We start from the raw sequence: 22,305 nt of genomic DNA, 5'->3' as shown, positions 1-22,305 counted from the left end.
GACCAGGCTGACGCCGAACGCCACGGGCGTCACGTAGACCAGGCGTTTGAGGATGTAGATCAGCATCGGGTGCCTTGCCGTGGCCTAAAGAATCCCCCTCCCCCCTCTGCGGGGGAGGGTGGCCCCTGCGTCAGCAGGGGTCGGGAGAGGGTAGCGACGCGTCCGGAGAAGGCGTGCCGGGCGACGATACCCGCATCGTTGCGCTGCCCCTCTCCCCCCTGCTTCGCAGGTACCCTCCCCCGCAGAGGGGGGAGGGAGTCGGTGGTGCTACCGCCCCGACGGCGCGATGGTGATCTTCGAAAAATCTTGGAACCAGTTCTGGGCCTGGACGAAGCCCTTCACCTTGGGGCTCATCGCCCGCGGGTTCACGTCGTGCGTGATCATGATGAACAGCGCATCGTCCACGTACTTCTCGTGGACCTTCTCCAGGACCTTCGTCTGCTCGGCCTTGTCGAACGTCGTCCGAACCTGGTCGAACAGCTTGTCCATCGCCGGGTCGCTGTAATAGCCCCAGTTGGTGCCGTTCGGCGGGGCGAAGTTGCTCTGGAGGTGGCGGATGAAACCGGTGAACGGGTCCTGGATGAAGTACGAGTAGTTGATCGCCGAGACGCCGCGCGAGATGTCGGCCTTGGCGCCGGCCCGCCAGATGTTGATCAGCGTGTTCCACTCGACCACCTCGTAATCGACCTGGATGCCCACGTCGGCGAGGTTCTGCTGCACGAACTCGTTCATCGGCAGCGGCTGCATCTGGCCCGAGCCCGAGGCCGAGATCGCCACCTTCAGCTTCAGGGGCTTGGCCGGGCTATAGCCTGCCTCGGCGAGCAGCTTCTTGGCGGCGTCCGGGTCGTACTTCACATCGAAGGTCGGGTGACCGAACCATTGATGGCCCGGCGGCATGAAGCCCTTTGCGGGGATGGCCAGACCGCCGAGCAACTCCTTCAGGCCGTCGCGGTCGATGGCGAGATTGGCGGCCTTGCGGACCCGGATGTCGTTCCAGGGCGAGCCCTCGACCCGGGACAAATGCCAGGTCCAGTTATGCGGGTAGGCGTTGGTCACGATGGTGAAGCCTGCGCCCTTCAGCGAGGCCACGGCGTCGGGCGCGGGAGCCTCGATCCAGTCGACCTGGCCGGAGCGGAGCGCGGCGACCCGGGCATTGGCCTCGGGCAGCGGCACCAGCACGAGCTTGTCGAGCTTGGGCACCCGGTCCTTGTCCCAGTACTCCCTGAACGGCACCATCTCGGCGCGCTCGCGCGGTGCGAACAAGGTCAGCTTCCACGGGCCGGTGCCGGAGGGCTGCTTGGCGAAGGCGTCCCAGGACTTGCCGACCTTCTCCCACTGCGCCGGGGAGGACATCATGATCCAGGCGATCTGGTAGGGCAGCGTCGCGTCGGGGGCCTTGGTGACGATCTCGACCGTCAGCGGGTCGATCACCTTGTAGGAGGCGACCGCCGGAATGCGGGTCTTTCCTTGCGCCGACTGGCGCGGATCGTATTGCGGCGCATCGGACTTTAGCAGCTTGTCGAGGTTCCACACCACGGCGTCTGCGGTGAAATCGGAGCCGTCGTGGAATTTCACCTTCGGCCGCAGCTTGAAGGTCCACTTGGTCTTGTCTGCAGCGTCGACTGCCCAGCTTGTGGCGAGGCCGGGCACGAGGTCGGAGGCCAGCTCGGCGCTCGACAGGTCCCAATTGATCAGCCCGTCATAGACCGTATAGCCGAGAAACCGCATGCCCTCGCCGCCATTGTCGGTCTGGCCGGTGGTCAGCGGGATGTCGGACGCGGTCATGCCGATCCGCAGTGTCCCCTGCGCGAGGACGGCGGTGCTTGCGGTAAGCGTGAGGGCGCCGGCCAGCGCCGCACGGGCACCAAAGATTTTCAAACGAGACAGCATGTCGGATCGGGTACTCGCGTTGGTCCGGGAGGGCGGGCCCGGAATACGCTCGACCGTATGCAAGCTCGCGGCCAACCGGCACCGGTCCATGCACGGGCCGGCCATCGCTAGACCGTCGCGATGACGCTCACATGGGCGGCGACCACCCGCCACCCCTCCGGAAAGCGCACCCAGGTCTGGCTCTGACGACCGGTCTTGCCGGGGGCGTTGTCCCGGGTGAACAGGGTCATGGCGGTGGCCAAGTCCTGACCGTAGGTGGTGATCACCGTCCGGGCGAGCACCCGCTCCAGGCCCACCGGCGAGCGGGCGCGCCGGAAGGCCCGGATCGCGTCCATGCTGTAGAGGTTCTCGCCGATGCCGTACCGGATGGTCCGGGGGTCGTCCCGGAACAGGGCCTCCAGGGTGGGGACGTCATTGGTGGTGAGCGCGACCTCGTAGGCCCGGAACGCGGCCTCGACCTCGGCCTTCACGGCGGGATCGTCGATAACCATCAGGCGATCTCCGCCACGGGGGCCGTGCAGATCCCGTCCCGCTCGAGCTGGCGAGCGACCCGCAGGGCCAGATCCTCGCGCCAGGGCGCGGCGATCACCTGGACGCCGAGCGGCAACCCGGCATCGAGCCGGACCGGAACGGCCACGACCGGCAGGCCGATGAACGAGATCGGCTGCGTGAACAGGCCGATATTGGCCCGCACCGGCAGCGTCACCCCGTCGAGGACGAAATGGGTCTGGCCACCCTTCGGCGCCCGGCAAGGCGTCGCCGGGGCCAGGATCACGTCGACGCTGTCGAACACCGTCAGCACCGCGTCCCGGTACCAGCGGCGGAAGCGCTGGGCCCGCTCGACGAAGGGGGCCGGGATCATTGCCCCGGCGATCAACCGATCCCGCACCGCTGGGTCGAAATCCCGCGGCCGGGTTCGCAGCCGGTCGAGATGGAGCGTGGCGCCCTCGGCCGCGGTGATCAGGTAGGCTGCCGCCCGGGCGCGGTGGGCTTCCGGAAGTTCGACCTCGCGGCTCGCCCCCAGCGCCTCGGCGACGCGGGCGACGGCCGTGAACGCCTCCGGATCGCCGCCGCGCGCAAAATAGCCGCCCGCCACCGCGATGCGCAGGCCGCCGATCCCGGATTCGAGGCTTGGACTGGCGGGCTCGGGCACCCGGCTGGTGAGGACGGGATCTTCCGGGTCTGGGCCCTGCAGGGCGTCGTAGGCCAGGGCGAGGTCGGCGACGCTGCGCGCCATCGGCCCGAGATGGTCGAGGCTGCCGACGAACGGAAAACTTCCGGCCCGGCTGATCCGCCCGTAGGTCGGCTTCATCCCGAAGCAACCACAGAAGGCGGCCGGTACCCGGATCGAGCCATTGGTGTCGGAGCCGAGCGTCAGCGGCACCAGCCCGGCCGCCACCGCCGCGCCGGAGCCCCCGGAGGAGCCGCCGGTCATGTGGTCGAGGGCGTGGGGATTGTGGGCGTCGCCGTCATGGACGTTCTCGCCGGTGAAGTCGTAGGCGTACTCGCCCATGTTGAGCGCGCCGACCAGGATCGCACCGGCCTCTTCCAGGCGCCGCACCACGGTGCCGTCGCGTGCGGCAGGCGGGCAATCCCGATTGATCTTCGAGCCGGCCCGGGTCGGCAGACCGGCGACGTCGATCAGATTCTTGACCGCGAAGGGAACGCCGGCGAGGGGGCCGATGGCCTCGCCCCGGGCGATGGCGGCATCGAGTGTCTCGGCCCGCATGCGCGCGCGCTCGGTCAGGACATCCGTGAAGGCGCCGACCCGCCCATCGATTCGCGCGATCCGGTCGAGGGCGGACGCGACGATCTCTCTGGCACTCGCACGGCCCTGGGAGATGGCAGCTGCGATCGTCGTGGCGTCGGACACAGGAGGGATGCTCATGCCTCGAACCTCGGCGCGGCCTCGACCGCGTCAGGGAGTGAGAAACCCGCCACCAGTTCGGCTGCCGCCGCCAGAACGCCCAGGTTCGCGGTGATCGCCGACATCCAAGTCGGATCGAGGTCGAGGCCCAGAAGCGGCGCGGTGACGGTCGCGTAGGCATTCGGGTCGAAGGGAGGGGGCGTCTCAGGCATCGCGTTCCTCGCGCCGGCATGCCGAAGGGCCGGCTCGCTTACCGGGTAGCAGGCATCGTGCCGCCTCAACCTCTCGCCCCGGCGTGATACGAGTTCCGGCTTGCTCATTCGTTGAGCAAATTTGGAGTCCAGTTGGGATGAGCCGAGGCCCCGCCGTGGATTGCCTAAATTCTAGGCATCAACAGGACGTGCGAGGATGAGAGGCTCGATCGGAGCAAAGACACAGTCGGACTCCGAACCGTCCTCGTGGACGAGCATGGCGAAAGTCCCGGGCGCGCGCAGGGTCATCATGTGCGCGTGCCAGGCGCCCGCGCGGTAGTTGATGCCGGCATGGCCCGGGACGCGGAACGCCTGGATACGGGCTTCGTCCGGTCGACCGTCGCGGTCCGGCGCCACCACCACCACGTAAGCCTCGACCGAGAGCGGCAGGAAGGACTGGTTGGAATGCGGGTGCCGTTCCAGGCGGCGCAGGGGCATCAGGCCGTCCATCACCTCGCTGCGGATCAAAGCGAGGTTGGCACTCGCCGTCGGCCGCGTGTTCTGCAGCGTCACCGCCCGGTCCTGGCGCGGCGGTATCGTCGGCGTCAGCAGGAGATCACCGTAGGGCGCGAAAGCGTCCATGGTGAACTCGGCGATCGTGATCGTGCGCATCAACACTCTAATTCCTCATCGATATAGGCTGGCGGCATCCCGGCGCGGGATTAAGCGGCATCGATGCCACGCGCCTGGTCTTGCCGTCCGGAAGGCCGCGACCTACGTTTCGCGCATTCCTTCGAGCCTGCGGCTCGGCCCACCCGGCGATCGGCCAAACGCGTTTCGAGATTGCCGCGTCCTATCGTCGGTTTGAGGTATTTCGGCATCGTCGCGTCAAACTTTTCCCGAGTCGCGGTGGATAGTCGCTTTGGCGGCCGCCTCAGCACGCGGACCCGATTGCGTGTTGGGGCAGGCTGGGTCTAAGGGCTCTCCCGTTTTATCAGACATGGTCCGACCCGAACGCTTCTGCGTGACCCGAGCGCTCGGGTCGGACCATCGGCATTGCCGATGGATCGGTGCGGTTCCAGGGCCCGGGGACGGTCCTGAAACCCGTATTCTCCAGTACGTGGCCGGCGTCGCCGGTCGTCCCCGCAACGCGCGTGACGTACCCAACCGAGAAAGGTCAAATGAGCGCATTCGACTACCGGAATTTCGACGACCGCCGTCAGCATTCGCAGAACGCCAAGGCCGCCCTGCTCGCCAAGTTCAAGGCCCGCCCGCCGGCCGACGATCCCGAGGTGATCGCCAAGGCCAAGGCCCGGGCCGAGATCGCCCAGGCTCGTGAGGAGCGTGCGCGCGAGCGCGAGGCCGCCCGCATCGCCGCCGAGCGGAAGGCCGCCGAGGAGAAGCGACTGCGCGAGGAGGCCGAACTGGCTGCGCGCCTCGCCCGCGAAGCCGCCGAACTCGCTGCCGCGCAGGAGCGCAAGTCTGCCGAACTCGCATTGAAGAAGGCTCAGCGCGACGCCCGCTACGCCGCCCGCAAGGCCAAAGCCAAGCGCTGAGGCGCCGCGCCGGCCCCGGCGCGCATCCATCGAGCGCTCGAACGCCGTCCGCCCCCCAGGCGGGCGGCGTTGTTGTTGGGAGCCCTCGGCCGGTCCTCGACAAACGAAGGGCCCTACAGCCGCGATCCTTACGTCCGATGCGAGATCGACCCGGCGGCACCGCGCATGATTTTCCAGGAAGACCGCCGCTCTTGCCATGGCCGCGTCCGACGGCGGAACTTGCCAAGACGGGCAACGTGCGCGACCCAGGGTATGCGGCCCCCTGCAACCCTCCACGACCGACGGGGGTTGAGAGCCGCCGTCTTGCACGATGCGCGGTGTGCTCGATCGTCTTCTCATGAGGACGACGCGAATGGGCGAGGAAGCGATGCGGTCTCGAATCCTCCTGGCGGCGCTGCCGCTCGTTCTGTTGAGTGAAGGTCATGCTTCGGCACAGGATCGCACCACCGTCACCGCCTGTGACACGCTGATCGCCACGCGCCGGATCGACGCCGCGACCGGGCCTGACCGCGCGGTACCGGAGGCCGGATGCCGGCAGATCCCGAAGGCCGATATCGGCACCGTGGAGCAGCGGGCGATGATCGGCGGCGCACCCTATGAGTGCTTGACCGTGACGGGGGCCGGCCACTGCCTCTGGGTCGTGCCGTAAGAGTCTGACCGTCGATCGCCTTCGGCGCGCTTGCATGGATCGGGGGCTGACTTTCAGCCGAATCCAGCAGTCTGACGAAGCTTCACGGCAGGGCGATCCGCTCTATCTCGGCGGCTCGGTCCCACAAGGAATACGCTCCGGTATGTTGAGTATCCAGGCCTGGACGCGGGCGTCCGCATTCCTGTCGGTTGCCCTGATCACCGTCTTGCTCGGCCATGTGCCGGCCCGGGCCGAGCCGCCGATCCGCAGCCCGGAGGATGCTGCCTGCCGCGTCGAGGCCCGCGCGAAGGTGTTCTCGGCCCCCAATCCCAAGGGGCTGGAACTCGAGGATATCGGACGACAGATCTATTTCGCCTGTATGGCACGGACGACCCAGGCGACCGCGCAGCCGCCGACGCGCAAGCATCGCCGGCATCGGCGGCGCTGATGCGCCGCCGCTTGTCCTAAATCAGGAGTCGAGCGGGGCTCCGATCCGGGCGCGCAGCTGGTGACGGAGCGCCTCGTTGCCGCCCTCCGCATTCAAGGCAGCCATCAGCCGCAACAGATGGCTGAGCGGGGTCGACCGGCATTCGATCGCCTCGGCGATCTGTTCCGGAAGGGGCTTGGCCGCCGGCACGAAGCGCGGTGTGAGGCTAGCCTGGTGAGTCTGGGGCATGCGCGGCGCTCGTGCTTTGAGACGTTCCAGATGGCGGGCGGGTGGCTACGCCTTCCCACCGCACCGCGCCAGCCCCATTCGCGTTTTTACGTAGCCGGCATCGGGCTCCGTCACCGCGTTGCAACACAGCCCGCGGGAAACCGTGGAGGATTCAAGCTTGGTTGCAGAAAGAGCTTGCTTTTACGCTTCGTCAGCCGATGGCCAGCGGTGATCGCTCGAATCCGTCCAGCAGATCCTGCGGATCGCGGTAGATCGCGATGCAGCCCGCAGCCGATAGATCGGCCTCCGGAAAGCCACCGCAGAGGACGCCGATGGTGCGCAAACCAGCCTTCGAAGCTGCTTCGGCGTCATAAGGCGTGTCGCCGATCACGATCATCTCGTCCTTGCCGAGACCGTCGAGCTTCCGCACCGCGGCTTCGAAGATATCCGGATGCGGCTTGGACCGCTCCGCGTCGTCCGAGCTGATGACGACGTCGACAAGATCGGCGATGCCCAGGATGTCCTGATAGCGCTCGACCTCGGGGCCCTTGCCCGAGGAGGCCAGTGCGATCGTCAGCCCGGCCTTGCGAATCCGCTCGAACAGGGGGCGCACCGCCGGGAACGGCCGGACCTCGGGCAGGTACTTCGCCTTGAACAGATCGGAGCGGAACGTCTCGATCTCCGTGCCCTCGCGCGCGATGCGCTCTTTCGGCAGGAACACCGGCATCAGCTCGTCGCCGCCCTTGCCGATCTGGCTGCGGACCTCGGCTTCGTCGGTCTCGACGCCGAAATGCGCGAAGGCTTCGACCCAGGCGCGGGCATGCAGATCGACGCTGTCGAGCAGCGTCCCGTCGATGTCGAAGATCACGGCGCGCATTATCGGCCCCTGTTGCGGCGCACGGCGTACGCATCCGGCCGAACAACGATGGCCGGAGCGGCCTGTTCCGGCTTGCCGTAAGGGGTACCAACGGCAGGAGCCCGCCCCTCGGTGAAGGGGCGGGCTCCTGAAAGGGCGGTGTGATGGCGCCGGGAGGCGCCTTCGCCTCAGTGCATCGACGCCGGGGCGCGGGCCGGCTTGGCCTTGGCGGCGAGGCCGGCGGTGACCGCCGCCTTCGAGGCCTTGGCGGTCTTCACGGCGACCGGCTTGGCCAGCGCGACCTTGGGCGTCACGGTCTTGGGGGCAGCGGCCTTAACCGGGGCCTTCGGGGACGCGGTCTTGGCCGCGACAGTCTTCGTGGTGGCAGTCTTCGTGGTGGCAGTCTTGGCAGGCGTAGACTTCGACGCCGAAACCTTCGGGGCAGCTTTCACGGCGGCCGGCTTGGCCTCGACCGTCTGGCCGTCGGCCAGCACCACGCCGGCGCGCAGCTCGGCTTCGGCGCGCATCCAATGAGCGACGGCATGACCGTGAATCCGGCCTGCCTTCTCCCAGATGTAATAGGCGCATTCGCGCACGTGCTGCTCGCTGATCTGCATGCGTTCGATCTCCTGTCCGTCCTGGGATCGACGATGCGAGCGGAGGGTTAAAGCGCGGTTAACCCTGCCGGCCGTCGCGGACGCGGTCGGATCTCCGCCCTATCCGGGGATGCCCAGAACCCGCCGCGCCTCGGTCAGCAACACCGCGTGCCGGGCTGCACCGGGACCGTCGGTCGGCGCCTCGCGCCCGGCCCGGGCGATGATCTCCTGGAACCGGCGTCGGTCGAGGGCGCGGCTGCCGATGCTGTCGAGCACGGCACCGAGCACGGTCCGGACCGCCTCGGTGCGCTCGTCGGCCTCGGCGGCGCTGTCCGCGGAGGCGGCGTTGGTCCGCGCCTCGGCCAGTTCCACTTCCAGGGCGACCGCCCGGGCGCGGGCGGCCTCCAGCTCGGCCGTCAAGCGCTGCACGTCCTGCCAGGCCAGGTCATGCTGGTGCGTGCGCAGGGCGAGCAGCACCTTGAGCGACGCCGCGTCCTCGCGCGCGGCCTCCAGCTTGGCCTGTGCCGCCCGCAGATCGTTCAGCAACTCCTGAGCGAGCATCCCATCCCCGGTTACATCCACCGCCGGCTCCGTCAGCATCCCGTTTCGCTCGTCCTGAAGGGGCGTAGCGCGAATGTCCACCTGCCAGGCGCCCGGGCCCGGTTGAGAAAATCCACCCGCCGGTCCACATGGGAGAGAGCACCCTACGGTGCCTGTCCCGGCCGGCCTTGAACCGGCGCAGCGGAGTTCGCCGATCATGTTCATCCAGACCGAAGCCACGCCGAACCCGGCGACCCTCAAGTTCCTTCCCGGCCGCGTCGTCCTGCCCGAAGCCACCTTCGAGGCGCGGGATGCCGAGACGGCCAACCGCTCCCCCCTCGCCTCCGCGTTGTTCGCCGTCCCAGGTGTCGCCGGCGTCTATTTCGGCCACGATTTCGTCTCCGTCACCAAGGCGGAGGACGGCTCGGAATGGGCGCAGGTGAAGCCCGCCGTGCTCGGCGCGATCATGGAGCATTTCCAGTCCGGCGCCCCGGTGATGGCGGAAGGCGGTCTCGACGACCAGGACGGTGAGGACGAGTTCTACGACGAAGCCGATCACGACACCGTCGTGACCATTAAAGATTTGCTCGAGACCCGGGTCCGTCCCGCTGTGGCCGGCGATGGCGGTGACATCACCTTCCGCGGTTATAAGGAGGGTGTGGTCTATCTGGAGATGAAGGGCGCCTGCTCGGGCTGCCCCTCCTCCACCGCCACCCTGCGGCACGGCGTACAGAACCTTTTCCGGCACTTCCTGCCGGAGATCCGTGAGGTTCAGGCGGTCTAAGCGCTCGCGCTGTCCACTGGACACCGATCTGTAGGGCGCCGGCGGTCGCAAGACCGCCGGCGCTTTGTTTTCAAGAGACCCCCTCGACCCTGGGCCCGTCGGCGCGGGTGTCGGTTGCGACTGGATGCCTGAGGGACGCGGCTGCGCGGTGGTGGCGGCCGAGGTGAAGGAACTGGCCGAGCAGACCGCCAGGGTCACCGACGAGATCGCCGCACGATCGGCCGGGTCCAGGGTACGACCGGCCAGGCAGCCTCGGCGATCACCGCGATCGACAGGTTGATCCGTCAGATCAACGGCGCGGCGACCGGCATCGCCGCTGCGGTCGACGAGCATGGCGCGGCCGCCCAGGAGATCGTTGGTAACGTGGCGCAGGCAGCGCACGGCACCGGCGAGGTGACGCACAACATCGTCCGGGTGGTGAAGGCCTCCGAGGCGACCGGTGCGGTGGCCCATCTCGTGCTGGCCTCGGCCTCCGAACTTTCCCGGCAATCCGAGCAGCTGAACGCGGAGGTCTGCGCGTTCCTCACGGTCGTCCGGGCGGCCTGAGGGCACTCAGGCCTGCCGACCGGCGCAAGCCGGCAACACTTCACCGCCAACACGGTTTCCGCCGCAGCCCTGCGCTGACGGGGCGGCGGTTTTGTTCTAACGCTAGGGTCTTCATGTCCTTCGGGACAGAATGGGAGCGGTCGCCGGTCCGGACCGGCATGCGGGAGTGGGCGTGCGTATCCTTGCCATCGACACAGCGCTGGACGTCTGCGCCGCCTGCGTCGCCGCAGACGATGCCGACGCGCCGCTCGCGGCCGAGTCGCTGCCCATGGTGCGGGGCCACGCCGAGGCGCTGCTGCCGCTGATCGAACGGGTGATCGCCCGGATCGAGGGCGGCTTCGAGGCGATCGACCGGATCGCCGTCACGGTCGGTCCCGGCAGCTATACCGGCCTTCGGGTCGGCCTCTCGGCGGCCCGCGCCATCGGGCTCGCCACCGGCAAGCCGGTGGTCGGTGTGGGCACCCTTTCCGCATTGCTGGCGCCCTTGCTGGCTGAGTCCGGCGAAAGCGTGATCGCCGCGGCGGTCGATGCCCGGCATGGTGCAGTCTACGTCCAGGCGCTCGGCCCGAGCGACGGTCTCGCCCCGGCCCATCTCCCGGTCGAGACCGCTGCGGAACGGCTGGGATCCGGGCCTGTTGTGCTGATCGGCTCGGGGGCCTCGCTGGTGGCCGCCGCCCTGGCCGCGCGCGGTGTGAGCGCCCGCGTCGCCGGCCTCGGTGCGCCTGAGATCACGGCCGTGGCATCGCTCGGTCTCGTGGCCGATCCGGCCCAGGCCCTGCCCCGGCCGCTCTACCTCCGCGGGCCCGATGCGCGGCCCCAGGATCATGCCAGGATCGCGCGGCAATGACGCGTCCCCTTCCGTTCTGGCCTCTCGACTGGTGGGCTGCCTGGTGGGATGCCCTCACGCCGGAGCCCTATGTCACGCCGCTTGCCGACGCCGCGCAGGCGCCGGCCCTGGCTCGGCTGCACGCCACCGCGTTCGCACGGCCCTGGGAGGCCCACGAATTCGAGCGCATGCTGTGCGAGCGCTCGACACAGGCGCATGCCCTATGGCGGACCGGGACGCTCCAGGGCTTCGTCCTGTCGCGCCGTGCCGCCGACGAGGCCGAGATCCTGACCGTCGTGCTGTCCCCGGCGCTGCGCGGCGGCGGCCATAGCCGTCGGCTGCTGCGCGAGCACCTGTCGAGCCTGGCGCATTCCGGGATCGCCCGGGTCCATCTGGAAGTCGACGAGGGCAACGCCCCGGCGCTCAAGCTCTATGCCCGCAACGGCTTCCGAAAGGTCGGCGAGCGCACCGGCTACTATCTCAAGGCCGACGGCAGCCGGGCGACCGCGCTGACCATGAGCGCCGACCTGTAACGGCGTGAGCCGCTTCGGCGTCCTTTGGCGGGCCGCGGCCCTGCTCCTCGCCTTCCTGGTGCTGGCCCCGCCCCACTGGGTCGCCCTGCGGGTCTTCGGCCGCCGCTCGACCGTGGCGCCGATTCTGTTCCACCGCACTTTCCTGTGGCTGTTCTCCATCCGGGTGATGCAATCCGGCACGCCGCCGGACTTCGGAGAGGCGGCCCTGGTCCTGGCCAACCACGTGTCGTGGCTCGACATCGTGGTGATCGGGTCGCTGCGCCCCCTGTCCTTCGTGGCGAAGTCGGAGATCGCCGGATGGCCGGTGATCAGCGCGTTGGCGGCCCTGCAGCGCACGATCTACATCGACCGGCAGCGCCGGGGTGCCACCGCCACGGTCAGCACCGCGATGGGCCACCGCTTGGCCGGGGGCGAGCTGGTGGTGCTGTTCGCGGAAGGGACCACCGGTGACGGCAACCGGCTGCTGCCGTTCCGCTCCGCGCTGGTGGGCGCCGCGCGTGCCGCCCTGCAGGCCGAGGCTGGACAGGGGCGCGTCCGCCTTCAGCCGTTGGCGATCGCCTATCCCCGGCGCAATGGCCTGCCGGTGGTGCGCTCCGAGCGCTCCGAGATCGCGTGGTACGGCGACATGGAGCTAGCGCCGCACCTTTCCGCCTTCGTGAATGGTGGCCCGATCGACGTCCAAGTGGTCTGGGGCAAGCCGATCGTTTTCGAAGCGTCGACCGACCGGAAGGTCGCGACGGCCGCTGCCGAGGCCGAGGTGCGGGCCGCCCTGCAGGGCCTCGCCACCGGCCGCGGTGCGGCCCCGCCCACCGCCGGCACCCGTTCGGCCTCGCCCGGGGTCGACCTGGGCGGTTCCGGGATCGCGACGGTGTGAGGTTTTGTGGACGGCTGGATGCGGCCGGCGCGCCACAGACGTCGCGTCATCGTCGGCGCAACGAAGCAACCGCGGGCAGCGCGCGGTCCCCGGACGAGGCGGTCCACTGGGTTGCTTGTCTGAGCGCGCGATGACAGCATGGACGGATCGGTCCATCCAGGGGGATGTCCCGGTAAAACACCCCATGAATACATGATTCATGTCTGTTGAGCGGGCGCTGTCCCTCTGCTAGCTAGGCCGAAACCCGTGAAGTCGGGATCGTGGGAGGACGACCGTTGCAAACCTGGAACCAGGTCTATGATCCGTTCGGGAGCCCCTGGCTCTCGACCCTGGCCGCCTCCGTGCCGGTCATCGCCCTCCTCGCCATGATCGCGAGCGGCCGCGTCAAGGCGCACATCGCGGCCGTCATCGCCCTCGGCCTCGCCATGCTGGTGGCGATCGTCGGCTTCGGCATGCCGACCGAACTCGCCTCCCGGGCCGCGATCCTCGGAATGGTCACGGGCTTCTTCCCGATCGGCTGGATCATCCTCAACGTCATCTTCCTCTATCGGCTGACGGTCGAGAAAGGCTGGTTCGCCATCCTGCAGCAATCGGTGGCCGGCATCACCGCCGATAGGCGGTTGCAGCTGCTCCTGGTCGCCTTCACGTTCGGGGCCTTCTTCGAGGGCGCGGGCGGCTTCGGCACCCCGGTTGCCGTCACCGGCGCCATCCTGATCGGGCTGGGCTTCTCGCCGCTCGCCGCGTCGGGCCTGTCGCTGATCGCCAACACCGCTCCGGTGGCCTTCGGAGCGCTTGGCGCGCCGATCCAGGGGCTGGCCTCGGTGACCGGCTATCCGCCCGAGATCCTCGGTGCGATGATCGGCCGGCAGCTGCCGCTGTTCTCGCTGATCGTGCCGTTCTGGCTGATCTGGGTGTTCGCGGGCTTCCGCGGCATGATCCGGGTGTGGCCGCCGATCCTGATCTGCGGCGGATCCTTCGCGATCGCGCAGTTCCTGATCTCGAACTACGTCAATCCGTGGATCGTCGATATCGGCGCTTCGCTGGCCTCGATGCTCGCCCTCGTCCTCTTCCTCAAGGTCTGGCAGCCCCGGGAGATCTGGACCTCGCCGGCCCTGCGCGGCCACGATCCGTCCCTGGCGCTCGCCGCCCAGCGCCCCGTGGCGCTCGGCGCCGGCGTTCCCGGCACCCCCCCGGTCCATACCGGCGCACGCACCGCCTCGCAGGGCGAGATCCTGATGGCCTGGGTGCCGTGGATCGTCCTCTCGGTGATCGTGGCGATCTGGGGCACCGGCTGGTTCAAGGGTATCGTGAACCCGCTCTTCACCTGGCGATACGAGGTGCCGGGCCTGCACAACGTGATCCTGAAGGTGCCGCCGGTGGTGGCCAAGCCGGTCCCCGAGGGTGCGGTCTTCCTGTTCACCTACATGTCCTACACCGGCACCGGGGTGCTGATCGCCGCGATCATCTCCGGCATCATCATGCGCTTCTCGCCGGTACGGCTGGTGACGGCCTATGTCGAGACCATCTGGGCCCTGCGCTACTCGCTGATCACCATCGCGGCGATGCTGGCGCTGGGCGTGCTCACCCGCTACGCGGGCGTCGACGCCACCCTCGGTCTCGCCTTCGCGGGCACCGGCATCCTGTACCCGTTCTTCGGGACGTTGCTGGGCTGGCTCGGCGTCGCATTGACTGGGTCGGACACGGCCTCGAACGTCCTGTTCGGCGGCCTCCAGCGCATCACTGCCGAGCAGCTCGGGCTGTCCGGCGTGCTGATGGCGGCGGCGAACTCGTCGGGCGGCGTGATGGGCAAGATGGTCGATGCCCAGTCGATCGTCGTCGCCTCCACGGCCACCGGCTATTTCGGCCAGGAAGGCACGATCCTGCGGTTCGTGTTCTGGCACTCGATCGCCCTGGCCTGTTTGGTCGGCATGTTCGTGATGCTCCAGGCCTACGTGCCGTTCTTCCAGCAGATGGTCATCGACGTCCCGGCTGCGGCCGTAGCCCACTGACGACGGGGCGACGGGCACGCCCCGCCGCCTCCCTGCACCACCCGACGCCGGATCGCCCGAACCCCCGGGCGGTCCGGCGTTTGTCGTCGGGCGTCGCGACGGCCCGAACGATCCGTGCTACAGGCTCCCGCCCGCCGATCCGCGCAGGATCGGAGCGGGCCCATGGGGAAGCGGACGGTTTTAGGGCGGCACGCGTTGAAGAAGGCCTTCGTCAAATCCTACGGCTGCCAGATGAACGCCTACGACGCGGCCCGCATGGCCGACGTGCTGGGCGCTGAAGGGTATACGGCGACCGATTCGGTGGAGGAGGCCGACGTCGTCGTCCTCAACACCTGCCATATCCGCGAGAAGGCCGCCGAGAAGGTCTATTCGGAACTCGGCCGCCTGCGCGTCCTCAAGGGCGAGCGGCAGGCCCGGGGCCTGGACACCCGCATCGTGGTGGCCGGCTGCGTCGCGCAGGCCGAGGGGGCCGAGATCCAGGCCCGCCAGCCCGCGGTCGACGTGGTGGTCGGTCCGCAGAGCTACCACCGCCTGCCGGACCTCTTGGCCAGCTCCCGCGAGCGCCGGGTGGTCGACACCGAATTCCCGGTCGAGGACAAGTTCACGCACCTGCCCCGACGCCGGACCTCTGGGCCGACAGCCTTCCTCACCGTGCAGGAGGGCTGCGACAAGTTCTGCGCCTTCTGCGTGGTGCCCTATACCCGCGGCGCCGAGGTCTCGCGTCCTGTGGCGGCGGTGCTGGCCGAGGCCCAGAGGCTCGCCGAGGGCGGGGCCCGCGAGGTCACGCTGATCGGCCAGAACGTCAACGGCTATCACGGCCTGGGCCCCGACGGCGCCCCAGTCGGGCTCGCCGAGCTGATCCGGGCGGTCGCGAAGATCCCCGGCCTCGCCCGGATCCGCTACACCACCAGCCATCCGAACGATTTCGACGACGCCCTTGTCCGCGCCCATGCCGAGGTGCCGGCCCTGATGCCCTACCTGCACCTGCCGGTGCAGTCGGGCTCGGACCGGATCCTCGCCGCCATGAACCGCAAGCACACCCGCGATCAGTATCGCCGCCTGATCGACCGGGTGCGCGCCGCCCGGCCCGACACCGCCCTGTCCTCGGATTTCATCGTCGGCTTCCCCGGCGAGACCGATGCGGATTTCACCGACACCCTGCAACTCGTGCGCGACATCGGGTTCGAGAGCGCATTCTCGTTCAAGTACAGCCCCCGCCCCGGCACACCCGCAGCCGATAGAAGCGACATGGTTCCCGAGCCGGTGATGGCGGAACGGCTCGCCGAGCTGCAGGGGCTGCTGGATGGCCAGCGCTACGCCTACCAGCGGGCGGCGGTCGGCCAGGTCTTCGACGTGCTGGTCGAGAAGGCGGGCCGGCGCCCGGGTCAGGTCGCGGGCAAGACGCCGCACCTGCTGGCCGTGCAGTTCGACGCCGCGCCCCACCATATCGGGACGATCGTGCCGGTCCGGATCGTCGAGGCGGGCACCAATAGCCTGTTCGGCCAGTTGGCGACCGAAGCCGTGGCGGCGTGAGGATCGAGTGATGGGGATGCCGGTGAGGATCACAGGTTGAGCGCGTCGGACGGGTCTGGCATGCGCGGCGCCCTCCGGGGCCGCGGGCCGGCGGCCAAGCCGGCGGGAGCGGACGAGACGGTCGAGGTGCCGCTCACCTTCGACGACAACCGCCTCGCGAGCCTCGTCTTCGGTCAGTACGACCAGAACGTCGCACATATCGAGCGCCGTCTAGACGTCACTGCGACAGCGCTCGGCAACCACCTCGTCATCAAGGGGTCACCCGACGCCGCCGAGAAGGCCCGGCGGGTGTTCCAGAAACTCTACGCCCGGGTCCGCACCGGGGGCAGTACCCTGACCCTCGGCGACGTCGACGGGGCGATTCGGGAATCCACCGCCCAGGCGACGCTGTTCCCCGCCGAAGCCATCGCCGCCGAGGCCGACAAGCCCCATTTCGAGCAGATCGCCACCCGTAAGCGTGGCGCCGTGCGGGCACGCAACTCCGCGCAGGACCAGTACATCAAGCTGCTACGGACCAACGAGTTGGTCTTCGCGGAAGGCCCGGCCGGCACCGGCAAGACCTGGCTCGCCGTTGGACACGCCGTGTCGCTGCTGGAGCAGGGCCATGCCGAGCGGCTGATCCTGTCGCGCCCGGCGGTGGAGGCCGGCGAGCGATTGGGCTTCCTGCCCGGCGACATGCGCGACAAGGTCGATCCCTACCTGCGCCCGATCTACGACGCCCTCTACGACTTCATGGAGGCGCGCCACGTCGATCGCGGCCTGCAGACCGGGATCATCGAGATCGCCCCGCTGGCCTTCATGCGCGGGCGGACGCTCACCAATGCCGTGGTGCTCCTCGACGAGGCGCAGAACACGACCTCGATGCAGATGAAGATGTTTCTGACTCGCCTCGGCGAGGGCTCTCGCATGATCATCACCGGCGACCCGAGCCAGATCGACCTGCCGCCGGGCCAGAAGTCCGGCCTCGTGGAGGCAGTGAACGTGCTCGACGGCGTCGAGGGGATCGGCCGGGTGACGTTCAAGGACGTGGACGTGGTCCGCCACGACCTCGTGCGCCGGATCGTCACGGCCTACGAGCGCGCCTCCCACGGTGACGGTGACGCCGACCGCAATCCCAACCCCCGGCGCCGGCCCTTGGCGTGAGCACGTCCCACGCCATCGACCTGGCCGTCGAAGATGACCGCTGGGAAACCGCGATTCCGGACCTCGAATCGCTGGTCGTCCGTGCCGTCGAGGCCGGGCTCGCGGCCGCCCCCGAGCCGCCGGACGGACCCGTGGAGGTCAGTGTCATGCTGACCGACGACGCCACCGTCCAGGAACTCAACCGCACCTGGCGCAGCAAGGACAAGCCCACCAACGTCTTGTCCTTCCCGGCCGCCCCGCAGCCCCGGCATGCGGGTGTGGCGCTGCCCCTCGGCGATGTGGTCCTTGCCTACGAGACCCTTGTGCGCGAGAGTGCCGAGCAGTCGAAGCCGCTCCAGAATCACCTCGCGCACCTCCTCGTCCATGGCACCCTGCATTGTCTCGGTCAGGACCACGAGATCGGCGAGGCCGAGGCCGAGGCCATGGAATCGCTCGAAGTCGCAGCCCTTGCGACGCTGGGCATTCCGGATCCCTATGCCTGAGCGGCCGATACCCAACCGCCCCCAGATCCGAGAGACATGAGCAACGATCGAAGTCGCGGCGCGGCCCTGGCCGCGCCCAGTTCCACCGAGGGCGAGTCCCAGTCCCGGGAGCCCTGGTACGACCGCCTCCTGCAGGCGCTCCACCTCAAGCCGCGCGATTCGCTGCGTGAGGGTCTCGAGGAGGCGCTCGCCGAGCCCGATGCCGGCGAAAGCGGTCTCACCCCCCTCGAGCGGGTGATGCTCAAGAATGTGCTCGGCCTGCACAAGGTGCGGGTCGACGATGTGATGGTCCCCCGGGCCGACATCGTCGCGGTCTCGAACGACACCAATCTGGGCGACCTGCTCAAGCTGTTCCGCAACGCCGGTCATTCCCGCCTGCCGGTCTATGGCGAGACGCTGGATGACCCTCGCGGCATGGTCCACATCCGCGACCTCGTCGATCACATCGCCGCCAAGGCCGAGCCGACCCGGCGCAGCCCCAGCACCGCCGCGGCTGTCCGGCCCGCCGTCGCCGCCGAGGGTGAGGCCGACGCCACCGTCGCGCCGCGGCCCGCCCGTCGGGCGCCCGTGCGGCTGCCCCGGGCGCTCGATCTCGGCAAGGTCGATCTCACCACGACGCTTGCCGCGGCCCGCATCCAGCGGCCGGTCCTGTTCGTGCCCCCGTCCATGCCAGCCATCGACCTGCTGGTGCGGATGCAGGCGACGCGGACCCACATGGCGCTTGTCATCGACGAGTATGGTGGCACCGACGGGCTGATCTCGATCGAGGATCTGATCGAGGTCGTGGTCGGCGACATCGAGGACGAGCACGACGTCGCCGAGGCCAAGCAGGTCCAGCGGGTCGACGGCGAGGACGAGGTCTTCGTGGCCGATGCCCGCACGCCGCTCGCCGAGGTCTCCGAGGCTACCGGCGTCGACCTCGTGGCGGCGGTCGGCGACATGGCCGAGGAGATCGATACCCTCGGCGGTATGATCGTCACCCTGGCTGGCCGGGTCCCGTCCCGGGGCGAGCTGATCGTCGGGCCGGGCAACCTCGAATTCGAGGTGCTCGATGCCGATCCCCGTCGCCTGAAGCGCCTGCGCTTCCACAAGGGCGCGGCGCGGATCGGCAACGTCGTGCCGCTCGCCCTGCCGCCGCCCTCCCCGCCTCCGGTTCCCGAGACGCCGCATCCATGACGGTCTTTGCGTGACGGGTGCTGCGTGGCGGTCCTGACCGTGGAGCGAGCCCGGGCGGCTGCCGGTCCGAGCGGTCCCCCGGGCCGCCCCTCCCCGAGCTTCGTGCGAATCATGACACGGCTGACCGGCTGGCGGCGGCTCGGGCTTGCCTGGCTCGCCGGCGCGCTGGGGGCCCTGGCGATGCCGCCCTACGGGGTCCTGCCGGCCCTGGCCGTGTCCCTGTCGGTGGCGGTCTGGCTGATGGACGGGGCTGCCGCGGATCTGCCTGCCTTGCGGCGTCTCCGGCCGTGCTTCCTGATCGGCTGGGCCTGGGGCTTCGGCTATCTCACCGCCGGCCTGTGGTGGCTCGGCCAAGCCTTCCTGGTGGAGGCCGACGAGTTTCTGTGGGCCCTGCCGCTCGGCGTCGTGGGATTGCCCTTCGCGTTGGGCCTGTTCTACGGAGCGGGCTTCGGCGCGGCCGGCCTGCTCTGGGCACGTGGTCCGGCTCGGATCGCCGCCCTCGCCTTCGGGATCGGTGCCGCCGAGTGGCTGCGCGGCCACGTGTTCACGGGCTTTCCCTGGAACACGCTCGGGATGGCGCTCGCCCAGAATCTCTGGCTGCTGCAATGGGCTGCCGCCATCGGCCTCTACGGCCTGACCGTTTTGGCCGTGCTGATCTGCGCCGCGCCTGCAACCCTGGCAACCGGCTCGCATCCGCGCAGCCGGTTCGGGCCAAGCGCCGCCGCCGCGATCGTGCTGATCGGTATGGCCCTCTACGGTGCCGTCCGCCTCGGGCCCCCCGATCCGGTGGTGACCGGCGTGCGCTTGCGCCTCGTCCAACCGAACCTGCCGCAGGATGCCAAGTTCCGGCCGGAGAACCGCGCCGACATCGTCGACCGCTACATCGAGCTGAGCCAGCGCCCGACCGAGGTTGGCGAGCCCGAGCCGACCCATATCGTCTGGCCCGAATCGGCCTTCCCGTTCCTGATCCAGCGCGATCCTGACGCACTCGCCAAGGTGGCAGCCGGCCTCAAGCCCGGGCAACACCTGATGACCGGCGCGGCGCGGGCGGAAGAGCCCCTGCCCGGCGAGCGGCTCCGCTATTTCAACGCCGTCATGGTGATCGGGCCGGACGGCGTGATCTCCGACACCTACGACAAGGTCCACCTCGTCCCGTTCGGCGAGTACCTGCCGGCGCCCCTCGACGCGGCGCTGCGGGCGCTGGGCCTGCGCCAATTCGTGGCGATCCCGGGCGGCTTTTCTGCCGGATCCCTGGCGGCGCAGCGGATCCTGACCGTACCGGGCCTGCCCCCGGTGGCGGCCACGATCTGCTACGAGGCGATCTTCCCGCACGCGATCCTGCCGGCGGCCGCGTCCTCGGCGCCGCGGCCGCCCGGCCTGATCCTGAACGTCACCAACGATGCTTGGTTCGGCGACACGCCGGGCCCTCGCCAGCATCTGGCCCAGGCCCGGCTGCGCGCCGTCGAGGAGGGCCTGCCGTTGGTTCGCGACGCCAATACCGGGATCTCCGCGGTGATCGACCCGCATGGCCGCATCATCGCGCAGACCGATCTCGATCGAGAGACCTGGCTCGATGCCGACCTGCCGGCGCGCATCGTCGGCGGTACCCTGTATGGCCAGTTCGGCGACGCCGCCTTCGCGCTGATGCTCGCCGCCTGTCTCGGGGGCGCCCTCACAGCCCGGCGGCGGGCATGAGCCGGGAGCGGACAGCCTCGGGCGGGATCCTGCTCGCGCTCGCCCTGATGCTGGTGGCGTTCAACCTGCGCCCGGCGCTGAGCACGATCGGCCCGCTGCTGGCGACGATCCGGGAGAGCACCGGACTGAGCGCCGGCGGGGCTGCGATCCTCACCACCCTGCCGGTCCTGTGCCTCGGGATCGCCTGCGCGTTGGCGGCACCGCTGATCCGCCGGATCGGCCCCGATCTCGCGGTGCTGGTCGGCGCCACGATTCTGGCCGCGGGCCTGGCCCTGCGCGGTCTCGGCGGGCTCGGGCCGCTCTTTGCCGGAACGGCGCTGGCCGCCATCGGGATCGGGCTCGACAACGTGCTGCTGCCGGCCCTGGTGAAGCGCGACTTCTCCGGCAGCGGCGGCCTGATGACCGGCCTCTACACCATGACGCTCTGCCTCGGCGCGGCGGCGGGCGCGGGGGCCGCGGTGCCGGTGGAGCATGCGCTCGGTGGCGGCTGGCCTTCGGCGCTCGCGATCTGGGCGCTCCCGGCGCTGGTCGCGGCATTCCTGTGGATCCCGTTCGAACGCCGCACGGCCTCGACCAGGGCCCCCTCGGCCGGGCGGCTGCTGCGCGATCCGCTGGCTTGGTGGGTCACGGGCTTCATGGGTTTGCAATCCTCCCTGGCCTACACGTTGTTCGGCTGGCTGCCGCTGCTGCTCCAGGCCCGGGGCCTCTCGGCGCTGGACGCCGGCCTCTACGCTTCGCTGATGACCCTGGTCCAGGCGCCGGGCGCCCTGATCACCGCCATGCTGGCGGCCCGCAATCGGGACCAGCGGGCCTGGATCGTCGCGATCCCGGGGCTGACGGCGATCGCGTTCCTGGTTCTCGCCTTCGGGCCCGCGGGATTGCGCATCCCCGCGGCCTGCGCCCTCGGCTTCGGCATCGGCGGTTGCTTCGGCCTCGGACTGACGCTGATCGTCCTGCGGGCGGCCGATGCCGCCAGCGCTGCCGGCCTTTCGGCCATGGCGCAGGGCATCGGCTATACGGGCGCCTGCCTCGGGCCCTTGGCCTTCGGGCTCGCCCATGAGGCGACGGGCGGCTGGGGCCTGGCGGGTGGCCTGTTCGTGACCATCGCGGTCACCGCCATCCTGGTCGGTCAGGCCGCCGGCCGCGACCGCAAGGTCAGCGCTGCCGCACCCGAGCCGGCCAGCACGCCGCTCCCGCCGCAGCCGGTTTCGGCCAGCGGCCGCTGAGCGCTGGGTCGGCGGCCCGACAAACGCAGCTGCGATACCCGGAGCAAGGGGCGACGGCCTCTTGACGAAGGCTGCATCCGGATCACGATAACTCGGAGTATTGCGCCGGGTCCGCCTGCGGGCGCGACCGGCGCTGTGTGCCGGGTAAGCCTCATGATCCGAATCCACCGATCGACCCTCCGCTTGGCTTCCACCGCAATCCTCGTGCTCACGTTGGCGATGCCTTGTGCCGAGGCGCGCGGTCTCGGGCCCGGTATCCCCGGCGGGCTCGGGACCCGCGTCGGCGCCTGGGGGCGGCCCCTGGGCCCGGTCCGACCAGGCCCCGCGATTGTCGGGCGGCCGCCGTATCGGCCCGGATTCGCCTACCGACGCCCGGACGCCTACCGGCCCTGGTATGGCGCCGCTTACGGGTACGGTCTCGCCGGCCTCGGGCTCGGCGTCGGCCTGGGCAGCCTCTGGGGCGATTTCGGTGATCCGTTCTTCGACGATGCGTATGTCTACGCGCCGCGGATCTACCGGCCCCCGGTCCACGTGGCGCCAGCCGAGGTGGCGCCCGTGATCGAGGAGGGTCCAGCCGATCTCGACGCCGCCATCGCGGACTGCGCCCGCCGTTTCAGGACCTACGATCCGGTGACGCAGACCTATCTCGGCAGGGGCCATATCCGCCGGCATTGCCCCTGAGCGGGAACGACGCGTCGG

Annotated in this window: 24 protein-coding genes and 1 pseudogene; 16 read left to right on the top strand and 9 right to left on the bottom strand. The window is 69.6% G+C overall.

The genetic code is table 11. From position 1 onward, the window contains the following. Positions 1-267 precede the first annotated feature (267 nt). The 5 genes from MKK65_RS19455 to MKK65_RS19435 form a co-directional block, all read right to left on the bottom strand. Positions 268-1,890, bottom strand: coding sequence for an ABC transporter substrate-binding protein (locus MKK65_RS19455; RefSeq protein ID WP_243959829.1), 1,623 nt, complete (start codon positions 1,888-1,890; stop codon positions 268-270). Between the two features lie 107 nt (positions 1,891-1,997). Further along, positions 1,998-2,381 (bottom strand): oxalurate catabolism protein HpxZ, encoded by a 384-nt coding sequence (gene hpxZ / locus MKK65_RS19450; protein ID WP_243959828.1) that lies wholly within the window; start codon positions 2,379-2,381, stop codon positions 1,998-2,000. Further along, entirely contained in the window at positions 2,381-3,778 is a 1,398-nt protein-coding gene (locus tag MKK65_RS19445; protein WP_243959827.1) for an AtzE family amidohydrolase, read from the bottom strand. The genes hpxZ and MKK65_RS19445 overlap by 1 nt, the downstream gene beginning before the upstream one ends. Beyond that, positions 3,775-3,969, bottom strand: a complete 195-nt coding sequence (locus MKK65_RS19440; RefSeq protein WP_243959826.1) for a DUF4089 domain-containing protein — start codon at positions 3,967-3,969, stop codon at positions 3,775-3,777. Before MKK65_RS19440 ends, MKK65_RS19445 begins: the two co-directional genes overlap by 4 nt. Before the next feature lie 171 nt (positions 3,970-4,140). Continuing rightward, on the bottom strand, positions 4,141-4,620 hold the full coding sequence (locus MKK65_RS19435) for an ureidoglycolate lyase (RefSeq protein WP_243959825.1): 480 nt from the start codon (positions 4,618-4,620) through the stop codon (positions 4,141-4,143). 509 nt (positions 4,621-5,129) lie between these two features. Between MKK65_RS19435 and MKK65_RS19430 the strand changes: the two genes are divergently transcribed. The 3 genes from MKK65_RS19430 (at position 5,130) to MKK65_RS19420 (ending at position 6,580) form a co-directional block, all read left to right on the top strand. Continuing rightward, the gene (locus MKK65_RS19430; RefSeq protein WP_058190506.1) at positions 5,130-5,504 is read left to right on the top strand and encodes a DUF6481 family protein; all 375 of its coding nucleotides are present in this window, start codon (positions 5,130-5,132) and stop codon (positions 5,502-5,504) included. Between the two features lie 367 nt (positions 5,505-5,871). Then, the gene (locus MKK65_RS19425) at positions 5,872-6,153 is read left to right on the top strand and encodes a hypothetical protein (RefSeq protein ID WP_243959824.1); all 282 of its coding nucleotides are present in this window, start codon (positions 5,872-5,874) and stop codon (positions 6,151-6,153) included. Between the two features lie 34 nt (positions 6,154-6,187). Beyond that, positions 6,188-6,580, top strand: a complete 393-nt coding sequence (locus MKK65_RS19420; protein ID WP_409565457.1) for a hypothetical protein — start codon at positions 6,188-6,190, stop codon at positions 6,578-6,580. Positions 6,581-6,601: 21 nt separating this feature from the next. On the opposite strand, the gene MKK65_RS19415 is transcribed toward MKK65_RS19420, so the two are convergent. The 4 genes from MKK65_RS19415 to MKK65_RS19400 all read right to left on the bottom strand — a co-directional run bounded on the left by MKK65_RS19415 (position 6,602) and on the right by MKK65_RS19400 (position 8,839). Next, positions 6,602-6,808 (bottom strand): hypothetical protein, encoded by a 207-nt coding sequence (locus MKK65_RS19415; RefSeq protein ID WP_058190504.1) that lies wholly within the window; start codon positions 6,806-6,808, stop codon positions 6,602-6,604. 190 nt (positions 6,809-6,998) lie between these two features. Continuing rightward, a complete protein-coding gene (locus MKK65_RS19410) occupies positions 6,999-7,664 on the bottom strand; it encodes an HAD family hydrolase (RefSeq protein ID WP_243959823.1) in 666 nt (221 codons plus the stop codon). A 167-nt stretch (positions 7,665-7,831) separates the two neighbouring features. Then, positions 7,832-8,260 (bottom strand): DUF2934 domain-containing protein, encoded by a 429-nt coding sequence (locus tag MKK65_RS19405; protein WP_243959822.1) that lies wholly within the window; start codon positions 8,258-8,260, stop codon positions 7,832-7,834. A gap of 99 nt (positions 8,261-8,359) precedes the next feature. Next, entirely contained in the window at positions 8,360-8,839 is a 480-nt protein-coding gene (locus MKK65_RS19400) for an atp-dependent helicase (protein ID WP_243959821.1), read from the bottom strand. A gap of 157 nt (positions 8,840-8,996) precedes the next feature. Between MKK65_RS19400 and MKK65_RS19395 the strand changes: the two genes are divergently transcribed. From MKK65_RS19395 to MKK65_RS19335, 13 genes and pseudogenes are all read left to right on the top strand, one after another. Continuing rightward, positions 8,997-9,563 (top strand): NifU family protein, encoded by a 567-nt coding sequence (locus MKK65_RS19395; protein WP_058190500.1) that lies wholly within the window; start codon positions 8,997-8,999, stop codon positions 9,561-9,563. Between the two features lie 133 nt (positions 9,564-9,696). Continuing rightward, positions 9,697-10,109, top strand: a pseudogene (locus tag MKK65_RS19390) (methyl-accepting chemotaxis protein); the annotation flags it as partial. A 172-nt stretch (positions 10,110-10,281) separates the two neighbouring features. Further along, positions 10,282-10,956 (top strand): tRNA (adenosine(37)-N6)-threonylcarbamoyltransferase complex dimerization subunit type 1 TsaB, encoded by a 675-nt coding sequence (gene tsaB, locus MKK65_RS19385; RefSeq protein WP_243959820.1) that lies wholly within the window; start codon positions 10,282-10,284, stop codon positions 10,954-10,956. After that, on the top strand, positions 10,953-11,468 hold the full coding sequence (locus MKK65_RS19380; RefSeq protein WP_058190498.1) for a GNAT family N-acetyltransferase: 516 nt from the start codon (positions 10,953-10,955) through the stop codon (positions 11,466-11,468). Before tsaB ends, MKK65_RS19380 begins: the two co-directional genes overlap by 4 nt. Positions 11,469-11,472: 4 nt before the next feature. After that, a complete protein-coding gene (locus tag MKK65_RS19375) occupies positions 11,473-12,342 on the top strand; it encodes a lysophospholipid acyltransferase family protein (protein ID WP_243959819.1) in 870 nt (289 codons plus the stop codon). 275 nt (positions 12,343-12,617) lie between these two features. Continuing rightward, positions 12,618-14,351 (top strand): L-lactate permease, encoded by a 1,734-nt coding sequence (locus MKK65_RS19370; protein ID WP_243959818.1) that lies wholly within the window; start codon positions 12,618-12,620, stop codon positions 14,349-14,351. Positions 14,352-14,546: 195 nt separating this feature from the next. Beyond that, on the top strand, positions 14,547-15,884 hold the full coding sequence (miaB, locus tag MKK65_RS19365) for a tRNA (N6-isopentenyl adenosine(37)-C2)-methylthiotransferase MiaB (protein ID WP_243959836.1): 1,338 nt from the start codon (positions 14,547-14,549) through the stop codon (positions 15,882-15,884). Positions 15,885-15,944: 60 nt separating this feature from the next. Next, on the top strand, positions 15,945-17,027 hold the full coding sequence (locus MKK65_RS19360) for a PhoH family protein (protein ID WP_243959817.1): 1,083 nt from the start codon (positions 15,945-15,947) through the stop codon (positions 17,025-17,027). Next, complete coding sequence (ybeY, locus tag MKK65_RS19355; RefSeq protein ID WP_243959816.1) at positions 17,024-17,509, top strand: rRNA maturation RNase YbeY; 486 nt, start codon at positions 17,024-17,026, stop codon at positions 17,507-17,509. The genes MKK65_RS19360 and ybeY overlap by 4 nt, the downstream gene beginning before the upstream one ends. Positions 17,510-17,545: 36 nt before the next feature. Next, complete coding sequence (locus MKK65_RS19350; RefSeq protein ID WP_243959814.1) at positions 17,546-18,685, top strand: hemolysin family protein; 1,140 nt, start codon at positions 17,546-17,548, stop codon at positions 18,683-18,685. A gap of 33 nt (positions 18,686-18,718) precedes the next feature. Beyond that, complete coding sequence (gene lnt / locus MKK65_RS19345; RefSeq protein ID WP_409565459.1) at positions 18,719-20,380, top strand: apolipoprotein N-acyltransferase; 1,662 nt, start codon at positions 18,719-18,721, stop codon at positions 20,378-20,380. Continuing rightward, positions 20,377-21,606: an MFS transporter gene (locus tag MKK65_RS19340; RefSeq protein WP_243959810.1), complete on the top strand. Its 1,230-nt coding sequence runs from the start codon at positions 20,377-20,379 to the stop codon at positions 21,604-21,606. Before lnt ends, MKK65_RS19340 begins: the two co-directional genes overlap by 4 nt. A 183-nt stretch (positions 21,607-21,789) precedes the next feature. Beyond that, the gene (locus tag MKK65_RS19335; RefSeq protein WP_243959808.1) at positions 21,790-22,287 is read left to right on the top strand and encodes a BA14K family protein; all 498 of its coding nucleotides are present in this window, start codon (positions 21,790-21,792) and stop codon (positions 22,285-22,287) included. Positions 22,288-22,305 lie beyond the last annotated feature (18 nt).

The organism is Methylobacterium sp. J-001 (assembly GCF_022829565.1).
Lineage (GTDB): Bacteria > Pseudomonadota > Alphaproteobacteria > Rhizobiales > Beijerinckiaceae > Methylobacterium.
The sequence above is the reverse complement of the archived record's forward strand: the minus strand, read 5'-3'. Positions and strand labels throughout refer to the sequence as shown.